Source organism: Granulicella sp. WH15, from assembly GCF_009914315.1.
In the GTDB taxonomy this organism is placed as follows: Bacteria; Acidobacteriota; Terriglobia; order Terriglobales; family Acidobacteriaceae; genus Edaphobacter.
In genome coordinates, this window is sequence record NZ_CP042596.1 from 2,952,388 (window position 1) to 2,971,361 (window position 18,974).

Annotated in this window: 19 protein-coding genes; 13 read left to right on the plus strand and 6 right to left on the minus strand. The window is 63.0% G+C overall.

Annotated features, from left to right (window positions below; all coding sequences use genetic code 11):
• Positions 1–135: 135 nt before the first annotated feature.
• On the minus strand, positions 136–1,677 hold the full coding sequence (locus tag FTO74_RS12305) for a flagellin (protein WP_162538417.1): 1,542 nt from the start codon (positions 1,675–1,677) through the stop codon (positions 136–138).
• Positions 1,678–1,969: 292 nt separating this feature from the next.
• Between FTO74_RS12305 and FTO74_RS12310 the strand changes: the two genes are divergently transcribed.
• From FTO74_RS12310 to FTO74_RS12325, 4 genes are all read left to right on the plus strand, one after another.
• Entirely contained in the window at positions 1,970–2,236 is a 267-nt protein-coding gene (locus FTO74_RS12310) for a flagellar FlbD family protein (RefSeq protein ID WP_162538418.1), read from the plus strand.
• Positions 2,237–2,280: 44 nt separating this feature from the next.
• Positions 2,281–3,096 carry a flagellar motor protein gene (locus FTO74_RS12315; RefSeq protein WP_162538419.1) on the plus strand — a complete coding sequence of 272 codons (816 nt, stop codon included), beginning with the start codon at positions 2,281–2,283 and terminating at the stop codon, positions 3,094–3,096.
• Positions 3,093–3,851, plus strand: coding sequence for a flagellar motor protein MotB (locus FTO74_RS12320; RefSeq protein ID WP_162538420.1), 759 nt, complete (start codon positions 3,093–3,095; stop codon positions 3,849–3,851). The genes FTO74_RS12315 and FTO74_RS12320 overlap by 4 nt, the downstream gene beginning before the upstream one ends.
• Before the next feature lie 283 nt (positions 3,852–4,134).
• Positions 4,135–5,682: a helicase HerA-like domain-containing protein gene (locus FTO74_RS12325; protein WP_162538421.1), complete on the plus strand. Its 1,548-nt coding sequence runs from the start codon at positions 4,135–4,137 to the stop codon at positions 5,680–5,682.
• Between the two features lie 256 nt (positions 5,683–5,938).
• On the opposite strand, the gene FTO74_RS12330 is transcribed toward FTO74_RS12325, so the two are convergent.
• Positions 5,939–6,367, minus strand: a complete 429-nt coding sequence (locus tag FTO74_RS12330) for a secondary thiamine-phosphate synthase enzyme YjbQ (RefSeq protein ID WP_220399009.1) — start codon at positions 6,365–6,367, stop codon at positions 5,939–5,941.
• A 29-nt stretch (positions 6,368–6,396) separates the two neighbouring features.
• On the opposite strand from FTO74_RS12330, the gene FTO74_RS12335 reads away from it, so the two are divergent.
• The 7 genes from FTO74_RS12335 to FTO74_RS12365 all read left to right on the plus strand — a co-directional run bounded on the left by FTO74_RS12335 (position 6,397) and on the right by FTO74_RS12365 (position 13,177).
• A complete protein-coding gene (locus tag FTO74_RS12335) occupies positions 6,397–6,807 on the plus strand; it encodes a hypothetical protein (protein WP_162538422.1) in 411 nt (136 codons plus the stop codon).
• A 61-nt stretch (positions 6,808–6,868) separates the two neighbouring features.
• Positions 6,869–8,293, plus strand: coding sequence for a hypothetical protein (locus tag FTO74_RS12340; protein WP_181955709.1), 1,425 nt, complete (start codon positions 6,869–6,871; stop codon positions 8,291–8,293).
• 64 nt (positions 8,294–8,357) lie between these two features.
• Positions 8,358–8,954 carry a non-canonical purine NTP pyrophosphatase gene (locus tag FTO74_RS12345; RefSeq protein WP_162538423.1) on the plus strand — a complete coding sequence of 199 codons (597 nt, stop codon included), beginning with the start codon at positions 8,358–8,360 and terminating at the stop codon, positions 8,952–8,954.
• A 126-nt stretch (positions 8,955–9,080) separates the two neighbouring features.
• Positions 9,081–9,842 (plus strand): succinate dehydrogenase, encoded by a 762-nt coding sequence (locus FTO74_RS12350; protein ID WP_162538424.1) that lies wholly within the window; start codon positions 9,081–9,083, stop codon positions 9,840–9,842.
• Positions 9,843–9,931: 89 nt separating this feature from the next.
• A complete protein-coding gene (gene sdhA / locus FTO74_RS12355) occupies positions 9,932–11,701 on the plus strand; it encodes a succinate dehydrogenase flavoprotein subunit (RefSeq protein ID WP_162538425.1) in 1,770 nt (589 codons plus the stop codon).
• Positions 11,702–11,832: 131 nt separating this feature from the next.
• The gene (gene sdhB, locus FTO74_RS12360) at positions 11,833–12,579 is read left to right on the plus strand and encodes a succinate dehydrogenase iron-sulfur subunit (protein WP_162538426.1); all 747 of its coding nucleotides are present in this window, start codon (positions 11,833–11,835) and stop codon (positions 12,577–12,579) included.
• Positions 12,580–12,757: 178 nt separating this feature from the next.
• Positions 12,758–13,177 (plus strand): heme-binding protein, encoded by a 420-nt coding sequence (locus FTO74_RS12365; RefSeq protein ID WP_162538427.1) that lies wholly within the window; start codon positions 12,758–12,760, stop codon positions 13,175–13,177.
• A 64-nt stretch (positions 13,178–13,241) separates the two neighbouring features.
• On the opposite strand, the gene FTO74_RS12370 is transcribed toward FTO74_RS12365, so the two are convergent.
• Positions 13,242–13,409, minus strand: a complete 168-nt coding sequence (locus tag FTO74_RS12370; RefSeq protein WP_162538428.1) for a hypothetical protein — start codon at positions 13,407–13,409, stop codon at positions 13,242–13,244.
• Positions 13,410–13,640: 231 nt separating this feature from the next.
• Between FTO74_RS12370 and FTO74_RS12375 the strand changes: the two genes are divergently transcribed.
• On the plus strand, positions 13,641–14,447 hold the full coding sequence (locus FTO74_RS12375; RefSeq protein WP_162538429.1) for a peptidylprolyl isomerase: 807 nt from the start codon (positions 13,641–13,643) through the stop codon (positions 14,445–14,447).
• Between the two features lie 83 nt (positions 14,448–14,530).
• Positions 14,531–15,052, plus strand: a complete 522-nt coding sequence (locus tag FTO74_RS12380; RefSeq protein WP_162538430.1) for a peptidylprolyl isomerase — start codon at positions 14,531–14,533, stop codon at positions 15,050–15,052.
• A 71-nt stretch (positions 15,053–15,123) separates the two neighbouring features.
• Here FTO74_RS12380 and mdh read toward each other — a convergent pair whose 3' ends face one another.
• The 3 genes from mdh to FTO74_RS12395 form a co-directional block, all read right to left on the minus strand.
• Positions 15,124–16,053, minus strand: coding sequence for a malate dehydrogenase (gene mdh / locus FTO74_RS12385; protein ID WP_162538431.1), 930 nt, complete (start codon positions 16,051–16,053; stop codon positions 15,124–15,126).
• Positions 16,054–16,142: 89 nt separating this feature from the next.
• Positions 16,143–17,216 carry an acyltransferase gene (locus FTO74_RS12390; protein WP_162538432.1) on the minus strand — a complete coding sequence of 358 codons (1,074 nt, stop codon included), beginning with the start codon at positions 17,214–17,216 and terminating at the stop codon, positions 16,143–16,145.
• A 177-nt stretch (positions 17,217–17,393) separates the two neighbouring features.
• The gene (locus tag FTO74_RS12395; protein WP_162538433.1) at positions 17,394–18,824 is read right to left on the minus strand and encodes a glutamine synthetase family protein; all 1,431 of its coding nucleotides are present in this window, start codon (positions 18,822–18,824) and stop codon (positions 17,394–17,396) included.
• Positions 18,825–18,974: the final 150 nt, after the last annotated feature.

Below are 18,974 nucleotides of genomic sequence, written 5' to 3' on the forward strand. Positions count from 1 at the left end.
AAACAGCCAAACCAGAGCAGGCAGGATTAGAAAAATCTAGCCATGAGCTACAAAAAAGAACAGGAAAACAGAACAGGCGGCTCCGCAGCGGCTTGAGCAAGCTCAAGCCGCCGCGAAACCGCCCATCCTCTCGTTTTACTGGAGCAGCTTCAGAACTTCCTGCTGTACAGTGTTGGCCTGGGCCAGCGCGCTGATACCGGTCTGGCTCAGCACCTGGTACTTGGCCAGATTACTCGTCGCCTGACCGTAGTCGGTCGAGTCGATAGCGCTCTGCGCCGAGGTCAGGTTGGTGGACTCGGCTGACGCCACATTCGACGCCGCCGTCAGCTCGTTGATGTCCGCGCCGATTACGCCACGCTGGTAGGCTACACCAGCAATCGCGTTGGTCACCGACGTCAGCACATTCTGCGCAGTATCCGCCGTCAGTGTCGAAACGCCTGCGGCCGTGAAGTCCACACCCGCACCAGGAGTCGTAGCCGAGCCCGGAGTCGAAACCAGCGAAGTGCCGGTCGTGGTCAGGACATTCGCTACTCCGGCCGCACCGGTGATAACGAGTTGACCGGCATTGGCGCCCGTGCCCTGGCTCGCCGTCAGCCCCGAGCCATCCTGGCTGTACTGCGCGTTCAACTGGGAGACCGCGTCCGACAGCGAGGTGCCTGTCGTGATCGTCGAAATGATCGACGAACCGCCGGCGACCTGGACCGCGAGAGTGCCGGAGATGGTGCCTCCCGCAGGGAGCGCCGCAAAGGTTGCCGTGCCGCCCACCGTTGCCGTGGGAGCCACGATGGTGGGAGCCGCCATCAGCGTCGGCGCAGTGGACGGAGTATCGTGGAGCGCACCGGAGGTGATCGCCAGGGTATCCGTGGTTGGGGCAGTCGCAGCAGTGGAGATAACAACCTTGCCACCAGTAACGGCCGCCGTCAGGGTCGAGCCAGCCGCACCGAGCTGCGTGTTCAACTGGCTTACCGCATCAGTCATCGTAGAACCGGCCTTCACCGTGAGGGACACGGCCGTACCGCCGCCCATCGAGATAGAGAAGCTACCCGAGAGGGTATCGGTCGAGTTCGCCGGTGCCGCAAAGGTCAGCGTACCAGCCACAGTGCCGGTGGGAGCTACCGCAGTGGTCGCCAAAGCAGGCCCGACAGCGCCGGTCGGCTCGGTCTCACCAACGTTGGAGGCGCTCAGAGTGCCCGTCACCTCGCTGAAGACAGCCGAGCCGTTCGACGTACCGTCAGAGACGAACACCGTGGTTGCCTGGTTCGAGAACACGCTGTTGCCGTTGAAGTTCGTCGTCGATCCGATGTTGCCGATCTCAGACAGAATGTTCTGATACTCCTGATTGGCCGAGCTGACCTGGCTGCCGTTCAGCGTGCCGTTGGCGGCTTCGGTCGCCAGCGTCGTGGCGCGGTCGAGCAGGCTGGTCACCTGCGAGAGAGCGCCGTCAGCGGTCTGCAACAGGCCGATGCCGTCGGTCGCATTCTGCGAAGACTGCGAGAGAGCGGCGATGTTGGCGTTCAGACCATCGGAGACCGACAGACCGGCCGCGTCGTCGGCGCCGCTGTTGATCCGTGACCCGGAAGAGAGCTGCTGCAGGGTCGTCTGCAGGCTGGCCTGCGTGTTGTTCAGGTTGTTCTGCGCGTAGATCGCTGCGATGTTATTCAGTACACCCAAGGACATGATTCGCTCCTATATCGGTCGATTGATTTGGTTGGTTATCTGGTTTTGAGAAACCGCGTTGACTGTCCCGGATGCTGACCGCCTCAATTGCTGCAGCAGTTACTCTGCACCGTGCGCTTCGTCACCATGCGGCAGGCATCACGTTCAACCCCTTCATCGGCCTGCCCCCCGGCGACTTTAGACAGGTCTTGCATAATGCCATCGCCGCATACGCATCGCTTGCATCTAAGGACAGCTCCTATCGTTTCCCCACCCCACGCCGATAACGCCCCACAGGAGGATGCAGCCCAAGATGATCGACCTTACCCGGCTCAACGGCACCCGCATCGTCATCAACTGCGATCTCATCAAGTTCGCCGAAGCCGCACCCGACACCACGCTCACCCTCGTCACCGGCGAGAAGCTCATCGTCCGCGAGGGCCTCGACGAGCTGACCGCTAGCATCATCGCCTATCGCGGAGAGGTCCTTCGCGGCGCATGGCCCGAGGCGGCATCCGCCCTCGCCGCGCGTAGCGCCAACGCCATAACGGGCCAGGCTTCTTCGCGCATCGACAACTAACTTCACGCAGGCACTTCAAGCCACAACTACAAGGAGCAGCAATCATGGATATCGCCAGCATTGGCGGCATCATCCTGGCCCTCGCCGGTATCCTCGCCGGCATGATGATCGAAGGCGGAAGCATCTCGCAGATCACCCAGCCCACAGCCGCGATGATCGTCCTCGGAGGCACCGCCGGAGCCGTCATGCTGCAGTTCCCCATGAGCATCTTCCTCGCGGCCTGCAAGGACGTCGTCAAGGTCTTCATGCATCGCGGCCCCGACGGCGAGGCAGTTCTCGCACAGATCGTCGAGTTCGCCAACAAAGCTCGCAAGAGCGGTATCGTCTCGCTCGACTCCGACCTGAACCGCATTGAAGACCCGTTCCTCAAGCAGGCGCTCATGCTCGCCGTCGATGGCACCGAGCCTGAAGAGGTGCGCACCATCATGCAGCTCCAGCTCGACAACCGCTCCGAGATCGACGAGAAGATCCCTGCTGTCTTCGAGGCCGCAGGCGGCTACTCGCCCACCATCGGCATCATCGGCGCGGTGCTCGGCCTCATCCAGGTGATGAAGAACCTCGATAACATCGACGAGGTTGGACGCGGCATCGCCACGGCCTTCGTCGCCACCATCTACGGCGTCGCTCTCGCGAACCTCATCTGCCTGCCCGCGGCGGGCAAGCTCAAGTTCCGCCATCGCGAAGAGGTGATGCAGAAGGAGATGATCCTCGAGGGTGTCATCTCGATCCTCGAAGGGATGAACCCGCGCATGCTCGAGATGAAGCTCCGCACCTACCTTCTCGCCTCGAAGCCACACGAGGCGCAGGATGCCAAACCTCAGCCCGGCAAGGCCGCCCGCCGCTCCGAGGCCGCCGCATGAGCCGCAAGAAGAAGCATCCCGAACACGTCAACCACGAGCGCTGGCTGGTCTCCTACGCCGACTTCATCACGCTGCTCTTCGCCTTCTTCGTCGTGCTCTTCGCCTCCAGCCAATCCGACAAAAAGAAGAAGACGCAGCTCGCTGCTGCCATGCAGGCTGCCTTCGATCACAGCGGCATCTTCGACCCGCACTCGAAGACGCCGCCGCTCGAAGAAGCGGCGGGCGCACTCGCCCAGCACGCTTCCCCACCCGTCCCCACTGCGGTCGAACAGCTTCGCCAGACCGAGCAGCGCATCCGCGAGATCATCAAGGCGCAGGTAGCCGCGCGGCACCTGGCCGACGGCCTCGTCAGCACGCATCTGACGCAGGAGGGTCTCGTTATCTCCATGCGCGAGGCGGGCTTCTTCGACTCCGGCTCCGCGACGGTCCGTAACGAATCGCTCGATGTCCTCAACGCCGTCGCCGCAGCCCTGCCGCACCAGCCCATGCGCGTCGAGGGCCACACCGACAACAACCCCATCCACACGGCTCTGTTCGCCACCAACTGGGAGCTATCCACGGCCCGCGCCGCTACCATCACACGGCTGCTGCTGGTCGACCGGGCCACCACGCCCGAGCAGATCTCCGCCGCCGGATACGCGGAGTTCCACCCCGTAGCCGACAACGCCACAGCCGATGGCCGCGCCAAGAACCGCCGCGTCGATATCGTCCTGCTTTCGCCGACCGTCACACTCCCCACTCCGCAAAAGCCCTAAGCACCTCGCCATCTTCAGCAGCCGTTGCTTGTTTTCTTGTTGTCATTCAGGAGCGAAGCGGAGGAATCTGCTTCTGCTTTTGTCGTTGTTTTTGCTTCTGAGGTAGGTCCGGGCTTTAGCCCCGAAGTGTGCCTTCTTTTCTCAACCACAAGAAACAAAGGCAAAGACACCCTAACGCCGGGCGGGCGGCACTTCGTGCAGTTCTCGACGCTTCGCGTAAAAACACCATCTCCTCAATACGCTAGGATTCTCAAAGACACACGTATTGAACCAAGGAGCACAGGTGACGCAACCCCTACTCATCGCAAAGAGCGGAGAGACCGAGCTACTTCTTCTCCCCGCCATGGCCAACCGCCACGGCCTCGTCGCCGGAGCCACCGGTACGGGCAAGACCATCACGCTCGAGGTCATGGCTGAGGCCTTCAGCAGCATCGGCGTGCCCGTCTTCGCCGCCGACGTCAAGGGCGACCTCAGCGGCATCGCCGAGCCCGGCGCATCGAACGCCAAGTTCGACGCCCGCGTACAAAAACTCGGTCTCGCAGACTTCAAATTCGCAGCCTCCCCCGTCACCCTCTGGGACATCTTCGGCGAGCAGGGCCACCCGCTGCGCGCCACCGCCTCCGAGATCGGCCCGCTCATGTTCGGCCGCATCCTCAACCTGAACGACACCCAGACAGCCGTGCTCACGCTAGTCTTCAAAATCGCCGACGACAACGGCCTGCTGCTGCTCGACCTCAAAGATCTGAAGGCGATGCTGCAAGCCGTCGGCGACAACGCCAAGACCTACCAGACCGAGTACGGCAACATCTCCGCGGCCAGCATTGGAGCCATCCAGCGCGGCCTCATCGGCCTGGAACAGCAGGGCGGCGATCAGTTCCTCGGCGAGCCTGCCCTGAACATCGACGACTTGCTCCAGACCATCGACGGCAAGGGCGTCATCAACCTGCTGGCCGCAGACAAGCTGATGAACTCACCTCAGCTCTACGCGACCTTCCTACTCTGGCTGCTCTCCGAGCTATACGAGCACCTGCCCGAGGCGGGCGACCTCGACAAGCCTAAGCTCGTCTTCTTCTTCGACGAGGCCCACCTGCTCTTCAACGATCTTCCCGCCACTCTCTCGCAGAAGATCGAGCAGGTCGTGCGCCTCATCCGGTCGAAGGGCGTCGGCATCTACTTCGTCACGCAGAACCCCGCCGACATTCCGCCCGTCATCCTGAGCCAGCTCGGCAACCGCGTGCAGCACGCGCTGCGGGCGTTCACCCCGCAGGAGCAGAAGGCCGTGAAGACTGCTGCGCAGACCTTCCGCGCCAACCCGCAGCTTGATACCGAGAAGGCCATCAGCGAGCTTGGCGTCGGCGAGGCGCTGGTCTCGTTCCTCGACGAGAGCGGCACTCCTACCATCGTCGAGCGCGCGACGATCTGCCCGCCGCACGCACGCATCGGCCCCATTACGCCCGCCGAGCGCAAGGCCCTCATGGCCACCTCAGTCGTGGCCGGAGTCTACGAGACCCCCGTCGATCGCGAGAGCGCCTATGAGCGCCTGAAGGCCCGCGCGGAGAACTCCTCTGCCCCCACGCCGCAGCCCAACGCACCCACCTCCGCACAGCCAGCGGCTCCCGAGTCCGGCGGCTGGCTGAGCAGCATCACCGGCGCACTTACCCAGCGCGGTCCCACCGGCCCACGCGGAGGACGCGGCTCCGACTCCATCGCCGAGGTGATGATGAAGAGCGCGGCCCGCGCCGTGGCCAGCCAGGCAGGCCGCCAGATCGTACGCGGCGTCCTCGGCTCGATCCTCGGCGGCGTCTTAGCCACCAACACCCGCCGCCGTTAGGCTGACCGCTTGTTCTTGTCGTTGCCTGTTCTTTTGTTGTCATTCAGGAACGAAGCGGAGGAATCTGCTTCTGTCTTTGCCGTTGTTCTTGCTTTTGCTTCTGAGGTAGGTCCGGGCTTTAGCCCGGACACCAAAACCCACCACAGACGCGGGCTTTAGCCCCCGAGGTATGCTTTCTTTCAAACCCGCAAGAATCTCCATCTCCCCGCGTTATTCGCTTAGGTGTGATGGCACGGCTACAACCGTGCCATCACACCTAAGCCGTAATCCCAAGCACCTTCACAATCACCCGCTTCGGCCGCTGCCCATCGAACTCCGCATAGAACACCCGCTGCCAAGTCCCCAGGTCGAGCCGCCCCTTCGTCACCGGCAGCGTCGTCTCGTGATGCAGCAGCAGAGCCTTCAGATGAGCATCGGCGTTATCCTCGCCGGTCTGGTGATGCTTGTACCCCGGCCAGCTCGGGGCCAGCTTCTCCAGCCACGTGCCGATATCCTCGATCAGCCCGGACTCGTGATCGTTCACATAGATCGCCGCCGTAATGTGCATGGGCGAAACAAAGCACAGGCCATCGTCGATCCCGCTCCGCCGCACGATCGCCTCCACCTGGTCGGTGATGTGCACCATCTCGTATCGATCCGCCGTGTTGAACTTCAGATACTCCGTATGCGCCTTCATGGAACCCATCGCCCTTCCTCCTCGTCTATACTCACAGTATGAACGGCCCGGCCACCGCAATGCGAAGGAGCACACGCCGCAGCCGCATCGCGCGCCTTTCAGGCCGTCTCTACCGCCTCTCCGCACTGCTCTTCCTGCTGATCCTTCTGGCCACGCCGCTCAACTGTTCGGCGATCACGCTGATCCACTCGCAGCCTCACCTCACGGTCTCCCATCCCGTCTGCGCCGAGTGCTGCCACCACGCGTCCACGCCCACCCAGCTTGCCTGCTGCGAGGCCTCAAACGGCAGCCTGCCCGACGCCGTCACCCTGGCCTCGCCACACGTCGCAGTCGAACTTACCGCCTTCCCCCTCAGTTCGCTCGATCTTCACAAGACCTTCTTCTCAGCCTCCACCCCGGCCACACTGAAGGCGTTCTCACCGCCTCGACTCCTCGCCCTCCGCATCTGATCCCGATCTCCCGCCAGCGCCTCGAAGTTCTCATCCACCGAAGCCACCGGAGACGAATCCCATGCAATCCCCCCGCGCCTTCGCGCGTCTGTTCCTGCTGTCCGCCGCAACGTTTACCCATATCGCATCTGCCCAGTCCATGCCGGGCATGGACATGAGCAAGCCTCCCCAAACCCTCATCGACACCGAGCTGCAACACAGCTCCTCCGGCACCAGCATCGAGCCCGACGCTACCCCGCACCCCATGCTGACCACCCAGCGCGGCCCGTGGATGCTCATGCTCCACGCCAACATCTTCATCGCCGACACCCAGCAGCACGCCACCGACAACCCCACCGCGCCGCCCGCCGCCCTCTGTGCCGAGATCGAAAGCCCCTGCGTCGCCTCCTACCGCCGCGGCTCCGACAAGCTCTTCTCCACCAACTGGATCATGCCCATGGCCATGCGCCCGCTCGGCTCCAACGGCCGCTACGGCCAGCTCACGCTCCGCACCATGCTCTCGCTCGAGCCCGCCACCGTCGCCGACCGCCAGTACCCCGAGCTGTTCCAGCAGGGCGAGACCGCCTTCGGCCGTCCCATCGTCGACGGCCAGCATCCCCACAACTTCGTCATGGAGCTGGGCGCTCTCTACGATCTCCGTCTCGGCCATCACGCTCTGCTCAGCCTCTACGCCGCGCCCGTCGGCGACCCCGCCATCGGCCCCACCGCCTACCCGCACCGCCTCTCCGCGTCCGAAGACCCCATCGCCGCCCTCGGCCACCACCAGCAGGACTCCACCCACATCGCCTTCAACGTCTTCACCGCGGGCCTTACCTGGAAGACGATCCGCCTCGAAGGCTCCGGCTTCCACGGCGCCGAACCCACCGAGTCTCGCTGGAACTTCGAGCCGTCCCCCAACGGCCACGCCGTCGACAGCGACTCCCTGCGCCTCACCTGGTCGCCCACCCGCAACTGGTCCGGGCAGTACTCCATCGCCCACATCACCAGCCCCGAGGCCCTGCACCCCAGTGAAGACCAGCGCCGCCAGACCGCCAGCGTCATGTACACCCGGCCCATCGGCGCTCACCACGACACCACCAGCATGCCCGGCATGGACATGGCCACCCCAGCCACCGGAAGCTGGTCCACCACCTTTGTCTGGGGCCAGACGAAGTCCATCCCCGACGGCGAGCTGGACAACAGCTACCTCCTCGAGTCGCTCCTCAACTTCCACACCCGCAACTACCTCTGGACCCGCATCGAATCCGCCGCCCGCACCACGGACCTGCTGCTCGGCCCCAACACCGCCATCGCCCCACCCGAGTCGTCCGTAGGCCACGTACAGGCGTACACGCTCGGCTACGACCGGGACTTCCGCCTCGGCCACGTTCTAGCGGCACCAGGAGCCCAGTTCACCCTCTACCGCGCCCCCGATGCCCTGGTCTCCACCTACGGACGCACGCCCTTCGGAGCCGTGGCCTTCGTCCGCTTCCGGCTCTCTCACTAACCCCTTAAGGGCACGGTTTCAGCCGTGCCCTTAAAACATCCCCACCACCCGATAAACTCTCCCTATGCACCTCTACGTAGCCACCTCCAACCCCGGCAAGCTCCGCGACTTCAACACCGCCGTCACCGGCGACATTACCCTCTCCCCCCTGCCCGGCCTCGCCTCCATCCCGGCCCCCGAGGAAGACGCCGACACCTTCTCCGGCAACGCCATCCTTAAAGCCGTGGCCTACTCCCTCGCGGCCCCCGGCCTCACCGTCCTGGCCGACGACTCCGGCATCGAGCTGGACGCCCTCCACGGAGTCCCCGGCGTCCGCTCCGCCCGCTATGCCGAAGACGAGCACTTCGACACCGGAGCCACCCCGGACGAGCGCAATCTCCTCTGCCTCCTAGACCGCGCCGCCCACCTGCCCGCCCCCCAGCGACAGGCCCGTTACCGCTGCGTCCTGGCCGCCGCCCGCGACGGCGTCCTCCTCGCCACCGCCACCGGCGACGTCGAAGGCACCCTCCTGACCGCCCCCCTCGGCACCGGCGGCTTCGGCTACGACCCCATCTTCTACATCCCCGCCCACGGCAAGACCATGGCCCAGCTCGACCAGCCCACCCGACTCTCGCTCAGCCATCGCGGCCGCGCCCTGGCGGCCCTGCTCGCCGCCCTCTAAGCCTTTTTCGCACAATCATTTCGATAACCGAACCAAACCACCTCCTTTTCTTGACGCCCGCCTCCGCGCGGCGGAATAATCACCCTGCCGCACCCAACGATTCCGTACGAGAAGAAGGACCTGCCCATGGCCGCTGTAGCGCCCCCCGCACCCACCGCCGACCGCTCAATTCGCGGCGTACAGCCCCTCCGCGCCGGTCAGGGCAATTCCTTCCTCTGGCGTCGCCTGCACTCGCTCTCGGGAATCGTCCCCATCGGCGCATTCCTGGTCGAGCACATCGTCTCCAACTTCGAGACTTGGAATGGCCCGCTCGCCTACGCCCAGCAGGTCAAGCTCCTCAACTCCCTTCCTCTGGTACGCCTGTTGGAATGGGGCCTGATCTTCATTCCGTTGGCCTTCCACGCGCTTTATGGCGTCTACATCGCCTTCCGCGGCCGCGCCTCGGTCAACGTCTACCCCTGGGCGGGCAACTGGATGTACCTGATGCAGCGCATCACCGGCATCATCGCGCTGCTCTACATCGTCCAGCACGTCTGGCGGCAGCGCTTCTCGGGCGTCATGCTGCCGGAACACCCCGGAGCCGCCTTCCACAAGGTGCAGGTCGAGCTTTCGAACCCCTGGATGCTGGCCATCTATGTCATCGCCATGATCGCCACCACCTGGCACTTCGCCTACGGCATCTGGCTCTTCGCCGCCAAGTGGGGCATCACCCCCGGCGACAAGGCCCGCAAGCGGTTCGGCTATATCTGCGCCGGTATCGGCACGGTTCTATGTCTGATGGGCCTCATCAGCATCTACTCGGTCGTCTACAAGTACCCCAACGCCCCGGCCGACGTCATGCCCGAGCAGCCCGCCGGGATCACCCTGCCCGCGCCCAGCAATCCGTAACAGATTAGCAGCACAGGACTTGCTTCTGGGCCACAGTCCAGAAGACACCCAAAGAGATCAATCGGGGCTTTCGCCTCTGAGGTAAAAGCATGGCAGCAACACCCCGCATCATCGTCGTAGGAGGCGGCCTCGCCGGACTCGCCGCCGTCATCAAGATCGCCGAAGCAGGCGGCAAGGTCGACCTCTTCTCCATCGTCCCGGTCAAGCGGTCGCACTCGGTCTGCGCGCAGGGCGGCATCAACGCCGCCAAGGACCTCAAGGGTGAGGGCGACAGCGTCCTCAAGCACTTCGACGACACCATCTACGGCGGCGACTTCCTCGCCAACCAGACCCCCGTCAAGCAGATGACCGCGCAGGGTCCGGCCATCATCGACCTGCTCGACCGCATGGGCGTGCCCTTCAACCGCACCCCCGAGGGCCTGCTCGACTTCCGCCGCTTCGGCGGCACGCTCTACCAGCGCACGGCCTTCGCCGGAGCCACTACCGGCCAGCAGCTCCTCTATGCTTTGGATGAGCAAGTCCGGAGATACGAGTCCGAGGGCAAGGTCACCAAGTACGAGGGCTGGGAGTTCCTCTCCGCCGTCCTCGACAGCCACGGCGTCTGCCGCGGCATCTCGGCCATGGACCTGCGCTCGATGGAGGTCCGCACCTTCCCCGCCGACGCCATCATCGTCTGCACCGGCGGCAACGGAGCCATCTTCGGCAAATCCACAAACTCCGTGGTGTGCACCGGCTCGGCCCAGTCCGCGCTCTACCAGCAGGGCGCGTCCTACGCCAACGGCGAGTTCATCCAGGTCCACCCCACGGCCATACCCGGCGAAGATAAGCTCCGCCTTATGTCCGAGTCGGCCCGCGGCGAGGGCGGCCGCGTCTGGGTTCCGCGCGACCGCAGCGACAAGCGCGCTCCCCGCTCCATCCCCGAGGCCGACCGCTACTACTTCCTCGAAGAGCGCTACCCCAAGTACGGCAACCTCGTCCCCCGCGACATCGCCACCCGCGAGATCTTCAAGGTCGTCTACGAGGACAACATGGGCATCGACGGCCAGCCGATGGTCTACCTCGACCTGACCCACCTGCCGAAGGAGCGTCTGCACAAACTCGAAGGCATCCTTGAGATCTACGAGAAGTTCGTCGGCGACGATCCCCGCGAAGTTCCAATGAAGATCTTCCCCGGAATGCACTACACGATGGGCGGCCTGTGGGTGGACTTCAACCAGCAGACCAACATCCCGGGTGTCTTTGCTGCCGGAGAGGCCGACTACTCCATCCACGGAGCCAACCGCCTCGGCGCGAACTCGCTGCTCTCCTGCATCTACGGAGGCTTCGTCTCCGGTCCGCAGGCCACGGCCTACGCCAAGTCCCTGCCCGCGGCCGAGGGCGACGGTGGCCACGCCGCCGAGCTGGCTCGCCAGAAGCAGATGAACTCCCTGCTCCTGAACAACAAGGGCACGGAAAACCCTTTCAAGATCTGGCGCGAGCTGGGCGAGACCATGACCAAGCACGCCACCATCGTCCGCTACAACGCCGGGCTTGATGAGGCCGACGCCAAGCTGGTCGAACTGATGGACCGCTACAAGAACGTCAACCTCTCGGACAAGAGCCAGTGGGCCAACACCAGCTTCGCCTTCACCCGCCAGCTCTGGAACATGCTCGAGCTTGCCCGCGTCATCGTCCAGGGCGCGCGCCTGCGCGACGAGAGCCGCGGAGCCCACTACAAGCCCGACTTCCCCAACCGCGACGACGAGCGCTTCCTTAAGACCACCAAGGCCTCGTTCGTCGACGGAGCCCCGAAGATTACCTACGAAGAAGTCGATATCCAGTACATCAAACCGCGCCCCCGCGTTTACAGCTCCACCTAGCCGCAGGAAGCACCCAGGGAGAGTCGCTGCGGAGAAGAGAGCGGCCTCCCCACGCGGAACGGCTAACCTGATGAACTCAGCCGTGATCCAGTATTAGCGAAGACGAACAACAGCTCCTGAGGGCAATCACTATGCCAAGCACCATCAAAGTCGAGATCAAGCGTCAGGCCACACCGGACGCCCCAGCGCGCACCGAAAAGTTCGAGATCCCCTACCGGCCGAACATGAACATCACCTCGCTGCTCGGCGAGATCGCGCTCAACCCGGTAGACGTCACCGGCGCGGCCACCACGCCCGTCTCCTACGACTCGAACTGCCTCGAGGAGATCTGCGGCTCCTGCGCCATGCTGATTAACGGAAAGGCCCGCATGGCCTGTTCCGCCCTGGTAGACAAGCTCGAGCAGCCCATCACCCTCGCGCCGCTCTCGAAGTTCCCCGTCGTCCGCGACCTCGCCGTCGATCGCTCCGTCCTCTTCGAGAACCTGAAGGCCGTCAAGGCTTGGGTGCCCATCGACGGCTCCTACGACCTCGGCCCCGGCCCGCGCCAGTTCCCCCAGATCCAGGAGCAGCGCTACCCGCTCTCGAACTGCATCTCCTGCACCATCTGCATGGAGGTCTGCCCGCAGTTCAACGACTCGACCAGCTTCGTCGGCGCGGCCACCATCGCCCAAACCAAGCTCTTCAACATGGACCCGGCAGGTTCCGTGCTGAAGGAGGAGCGCCTGCGCGCCCTGGCCGGCGACGGCGGTGTACAGGAGTGCGGCATGGCCCAGAACTGCGTAGCCGCCTGCCCCAAGCAGCTCCCGCTCATCGAAGCCATCTCCGACGTAAGCCGCGACGTAGTCATCCAGCAGGTCAAAGACTTCTTCGTTCGCTAGGGTACTTCGTACCGTTCTCGGGGCGGTATCGGTAAATGATCTACATGGGGCCTCCCGCTGGTCGGCAGCGAGCATTTTTCTTCCGGCAGGTGGCCCCCTACTTTTGCAGGACATACTTCTCCTGTAACTCCCCAGCATCCAAACTGTGGCAATCTAACATCACCACATCGGAGGATCCATGAGCACAGTAGCGTCGCACAACACCGTCACCCTCGAACAGGCCCGCACCATCATCGCCGCCGCCACCAAAAAGGCTGAGGAACTTGGCCAGCCCATGAACATAGCAGTCGTCTGCGCGGGCAATCACCTGCTCGCCTTCGAGCGTATGCCCGGCGCGTGGCTCGGCTCGGTCGATATCTCCATCTCGAAGGCCTGGACCTCGCGCGCCTTCAACATCTCCACCAAAGACCTCGGCGACAACTCCCAGCCCGGCCAGCAGTTCTTCGGCATCAACGCCTCCAACCAGGGCAAGGTCATGATCTTCGCGGGCGGCATCCCTCTCCTCCATGAAGGCAAAGTCGTCGGCGCAATCGGCGTCAGCGGCGGCTCCGGCGAGCAGGACCACGCCGTCGCCGAAGCTGGTGTAGCTGCCCTCTAGTTCCTTCGCAGACGCAAAAAGCCCCGCCACTGGAGCGGGGCTTTTTCTTGTTTCTAAACCATATCTACTTGGTAAACAGGTTGTTCGAATCGCTGTTCTTCAACGTGTGCTCGGCCTTTTTGGCCATCTTGTCGGCTTCATGCTCCACGCGCTCTTCTTCCGTGTGCGCATGTTCAACGGAGTTCGTGTCCAGCTTGTCCGCTCCCGGATTTCCACTCTGCTCGATGCTCATAGTCGGTTCTCCTTGTCGTCCCTAAGTAGTCGTCTGTAAGTGCGGTGCTGCCATCAGTTGCTGCTGCGTTGTTCTGCGCCCATTATCTTATGTCGATCATCTTATTTCATTATTTTACTGAATTTAGTCACATCTCTATGAGGCGTCGCCACGAAACTCTGTCCCTACTCCCCTGAGATGCCTCCCCGGCCTTTGCCGCCGCCCGTCCAATGCGTTAACCTTGCAGACGAGATGATTCTCTTCCGCAAGGCCTCTTTCGTACCCGGCGCACTCCTGGCCCCCTTCCTGCTGCTCCCCCACCCAGCTCTCGCGCAGGCGACGACCCCAACCGCACCGCCTCCCGCGCAGGAACCGGCAGCCGCTCCGGCCACCGCCCCGGCCGACCAGTTCCCCGACTCTCCCGGAGCCGCCGCCGCGCCCAAGCCCTCGCTCACGCCCTCCGGCCCCACCGTCGTCATCGACACCACCATGGGCCGCCTCACCTGCAAGCTCTTCGACAAGGAAGCCCCCATCACCTCGGCCAACTTCATCGGTCTCGCCGAGGGCTCCAAGGACTTCACCGACCCCGTCTCCCAGAAGAAGATGCACGGCACCCGCTTCTACGACGGCACCACCTTCCACCGCGTCATCCCCGGCTTCATGATCCAGGGCGGCGACCGCAAGGGAGACGGCACCGGCGACGGCGGCTACTACTTCGACCAGGAGATCGTCCCCGGCCTCGTCTTCGACGTGCCCGGCCGCATGGCCATGGCCAACGCCGGTCCCAACACCAACGGCACCCAGTTCTTCATCACTGAGGCCCCCCAGCCCGATCTGGACGGTAAGTACAACATCTTCGGCCAGTGCGACGCGCACTCCGTCCTGCTCGTCGCCTCCATCGCCCGCGTCGACCGCGACCCGCAGGACAAGCCCGCCACGCCGGTCACCATGACGCACGTCACCATCGTCCGCGACGGCCAGCCCATGCCGCCCGAGCCCGCTGCTGCATCTACACCAGCAGCAGCGTCATCTGGAGCCACAGCGCCCGCAGCCCACTAACTTTCTTTCGTCCTGCAACCTTGCAGTCGATCCACAACCGTCCGGCTCGAACCCGCGCCCTAACCCGCAAGGAGAACACCGAAATGCCAACCAAGCCCGGCACCTACGCAACCTTCAAGACCAGCGAAGGCACCATCGTCTGCGAGCTCTTCGAGAAGGACGCTCCCGAGACCGTCAAGAACTTCATCGGCCTCGCCGAAGGCACCAAGGAGTGGAACTCGCGCTCGAAGAAGGGCGATAAGCTCTACGACGGCACCATCTTCCACCGCGTCATCCCCAGCTTCATGATCCAGGGCGGAGACCCCGAAGGCAGCGGCATGGGCGGCCCCGGCTATAAGTTTGCCGACGAGACCAAGGGTTCGCCGCACCACTTCAAGAACCCCGGCAAGCTCGCCATGGCCAACGCTGGTCCCAACACCAATGGCAGCCAGTTCTTCATCACCACCACGGACACGAGCTGGCTCACCGGCAAGCACACCATCTTCGGCGAGGTCGTCGAGGGCTACGAGATCGCCGAGAAGATCTCCAAGGTGAGCCGCGACGCCATGGACCGCCCCAAGACCCCGGTCGTCCTCGAGTCGGTCACCATCGAGCGCATCGCGTAACTCCTTCCCCACCGCAATGCGAAAGGCCCGCTCACTCGAGCGGGCCTTCTCGTTTCTACCGTGGCGGTAAACTACGCTACGCCGATGACGGTGCAAAGCTCCTTCACCGCGGCCGCGCTCTTGTCGAGAGCAGCCTTCTCTTCTTCGGTCAGCTTGATCTCGATGATCTGCTCGAGACCCTTGGCTCCCAGCTTGCACGGCACCCCGACGTATAGCCCCGAGATTCCGTACTCGCCCTCAAGATACGCCGCGCACGGAAGGACCTTCTTCTTGTCCTTCAGGATCGCCTCGACCATTTCGACCGCAGCCGCGCTCGGCGCGTAGTAGGCCGACCCCGTCTTCAGGTACTTGACGATCTCCGCGCCGCCGTTCGCCGTCCGCGTCTCCAGCTCTTTCAGCCGGTCCGGCGCGATCAGTTCGGTGATCGGAATCCCGGCCATCGTCGAGTAGCGCGACAGCGGCACCATCGTATCGCCGTGGCCGCCCAGCACGAACGCCGTCACGTTCTCCACCGAGACCTGCAGTTCCTCGGCGATGAACGTCCGGAAGCGCGCCGAATCCAGCACGCCCGCCATACCGATCACGCGCTCACGCGGCAACCCAGCCTTTTTGAAAGCAGTCTGCGCCATCGCGTCCAGCGGGTTCGAGACGATAATCAGGATCGCATCCGGCGAAGCCGCAACCGCCTTCTCCACCACGTCGCTCATGATCTTGAAGTTCGTGTTCAACAAGTCGTCGCGGCTCATGCCCGGCTTGCGCGCGATGCCCGCCGTGATGACCACGATATCCGAACCCTTGGTGTCGGCATAGTCGTTCGTACCCACAATCGAGACATCGCGCTTCTCGATCGGCATGGCCTCCAGCAGATCCAGCGCCTTGCCCTGCGGAACCCCTTCCATCACGTCCAGCAGAACCACGTCCGCAAGTTCCTTCGCAGCAATCCAGTGCGCAGCCGTTGCGCCTACGTTTCCAGCTCCGACGATCGTAACTTTTTTCCGCATAATCCCCTTTTCAAATAGACAGATATCAGACAAAGCAAGCCCCACTATCATACGGAGACAAGCCGCCCAAACCAAAAATATTGCCTATTCTAAGCGGTAACCGCACGAAATGGCTTCTCCGATGCCAGCCTGGCCTTGAGCCCCACAAACGGTCTTTCGAATCCATAAAAGCTCGCGAGCGCCACCAGGTACACCACCGCAAAACAGATCGCCGCCTTCGCCAGAATCGGCAGTCCTCCCAGGTAGCCCGGAAGCGCCATGAAGATCGCCGGATGGTAGACATACATTCCGTAGCTCACCCCGCCGATCCCTCGCATGGGCTTCGTCCGCAGGATGCGGTGCATCCAGGAGTCCTCGGTTGTCACTAGCAGCCCGATCAGAGCCACATAGAGCACCGTCGCCGACGTGTACTTCATCACCTCGACCCACGCCACTCCCGTCCCATGGGAGGCCATCTTCTCCACGACCAGGCTCAGCAGAGCCAACGGCGCGAGCGCCATCAACAGCGGCTTGAACCGCCCCAGCACGCCGCGGAAGTAGTAGTACGCCAGCAACCCGCCCGCCCCCAGCCCGTCCAGCCGCGTCAGCGTAAACCGGAAGGTGTCGACAGAGCTACCGATCAGCGCCACGCGCAGCAGAATCGAAAAGACAACCATCCCCCACATGGCGTGCGCAAGCCAGCGCCGAGGCCAGAACAGGATCAGAAACGGCCAGACCAGGTAGAACTGCTCCTCCACCCCCAGGGACCAGAAGTGCGCAGGGCCGGACGGCGCGGCAAGATGAAGCGGTCCTCCAAACGCCGCCGCCAGATTCTGCAGATAGCCCCAGTAGCAGAGCGACACCGTACCGCCCAGCAGGCACACTCCCAACAGATAGCCGTAGTACAGCGGGAAGATCCGCAGCGTGCGCCGGATGTAAAAGTTTCTGATCTCGTGCCAGTCTCCCTGCCGCGATCGCAGCAGGATCGTCGTAATCAGAAAGCCCGACAGAACAAAGAACAGATCCACTCCGGTCTGGCCAAAGACCAGCAGCTTCGACGAGTACCAATCCTGCCCAAAATGAAACACCATCACCATCAACGCGGCAATCGCTCGCACGCCATCCAACTCGGGAAAGTACGGTCTGGTTGTCGCGGCTCTCAGTCTTAGATCGTTCTTCAGCATAGGTCACACTCGGGTGTAGGGAATAAAATTCCTCCCGAGCGTAAGCCACGATATGGACGTTTCTCCCGAAATCAACCGCGATTCATCACGCGCCATTCCAATACGGGAATAAAAAGAAAATGCCTGTTCCATAGAGGGAACAGGCATTTTTACAGCTAAACCACAAAATCTGGCCGATTAGAAGATATTCCACAGCAACTGGTTGTAGACGTCGTGGTGGAACTGGACCTCGGACGACTTCACAATCGTTCCCAGCAGACGCGGGCAGCGATCCGCCGAAGCCTGCTTCAGGTCCGCATACCGTGCCTTCACATCCGCGCCCAGCATGGTCGTCGTCCAGGTCGCAGCCTTGAAGTCCTCGAGCGCGGTGTAGATGTTGTCGGGCAGGTAACGGTCCGCCTGGCGCAGGTTCTTGATCTTCGCCGTCTCGCCGTGCAGGCCGGTCTTGAAGACCGAGTACAGCACCATGTACGGGTTCGCATCCGGGCCGACCGAACGGACCTCGACACGCGACGACTTCTCGTTGCCGATGGGGATACGGACCATCGAGCCGCGATCCGTAGCCGAAGCCTTGATCTGGTTCGGAGCCTCGAAGTGCGGGTCCAGACGCCGGTAGGCGTTCACGCTCGCATTCAGCAGCAGGCAGATGTCATTGCCGTGCGTCAGGATGCGGTCGACGAACTGCCAGCCCATACGAGAGATCTTCTCCTCGCCCTTGGGGTCCCAGAACAGGTTCTTGCCGTTCTTGGTGATCGAGACGTTGGTGTGCATGCCCGAGCCGTTTACGCCCGTCACCGGCTTCGGCAGGAAGCTGGCGGTCATGCCCATCTGCGTGGCCACCTGGCGACAGATCAGCTTATAGAGCTGGATCTGGTCCGCAGCCGCGACCACGTCGCCGTAGGTGTAGTTGATCTCGAACTGCGAGGGCGCAACCTCGGGGTGATCCTTCTCGTTCTCGAAGCCCATCGCGCGCTGTACTTCCGAGACGGTGTCTATGAACTCGCGCAACGGATCGCCCGGCAGGGAGTGGTAGTAGCCGCCCTTGTTCACGTACTCGAAGCTGCCGATCTCGTGGAAGCTGCGCTCGGCGTCGATGCCCTCGAAGAGGAAGCCTTCGATCTCGTTGGCCGCGTTCAGTACCCAGCCGTTGGCCTCGAAGACCTCGTTCGAGAAGTTCTTCAGCACGCCGCGGATATCGCCCGAGTAGAAGCCGCCATTCTTGTCGATCACTTCGCCGAAGACCAGCACCTTGCCCGCGCCGAAGACGTCGGCCGGGGTCCAGTAGAAGGCCGCCCAGTCCAGCGCCAGGCGCAGGTCGCTCTCACGCTGCGCCGTAAAGCCGCGGATCGAGGAGCCGTCGAAGGTCAGGTTGTCGTAGCTCTTCACCAGGAACTTCTTGTCGTAGTCCAGCATGTGCAGCCGGCCTTCGAGGTCCGAGAAGACCACGGTCACGGCCTTGATGCGCGGCTCGTTCTTCAGGTAGTTCAGACGCTCTTCCTGCAGTACCTCGGCCGGAACGCGCTTCTTGCGCTGCTCTTTGGCGGCCAGATTCAGCTCTTCCAGCTCCGCATACGAAAGTTCCAGAAAATCACGATATTCGCTCGACATGGTGCTCCTTCAAAAGGGTGCGGTGCGGAGTATAGAGCCGCCCGGAAAAAGTGGTGACGAATAGACCAAAAACAAACGTTGAAGAGTTGGGGACAGCCTGAGCTTCCAACGATAAGTTATCAGAAATTCACGGTGGAACGACAGTTTTGC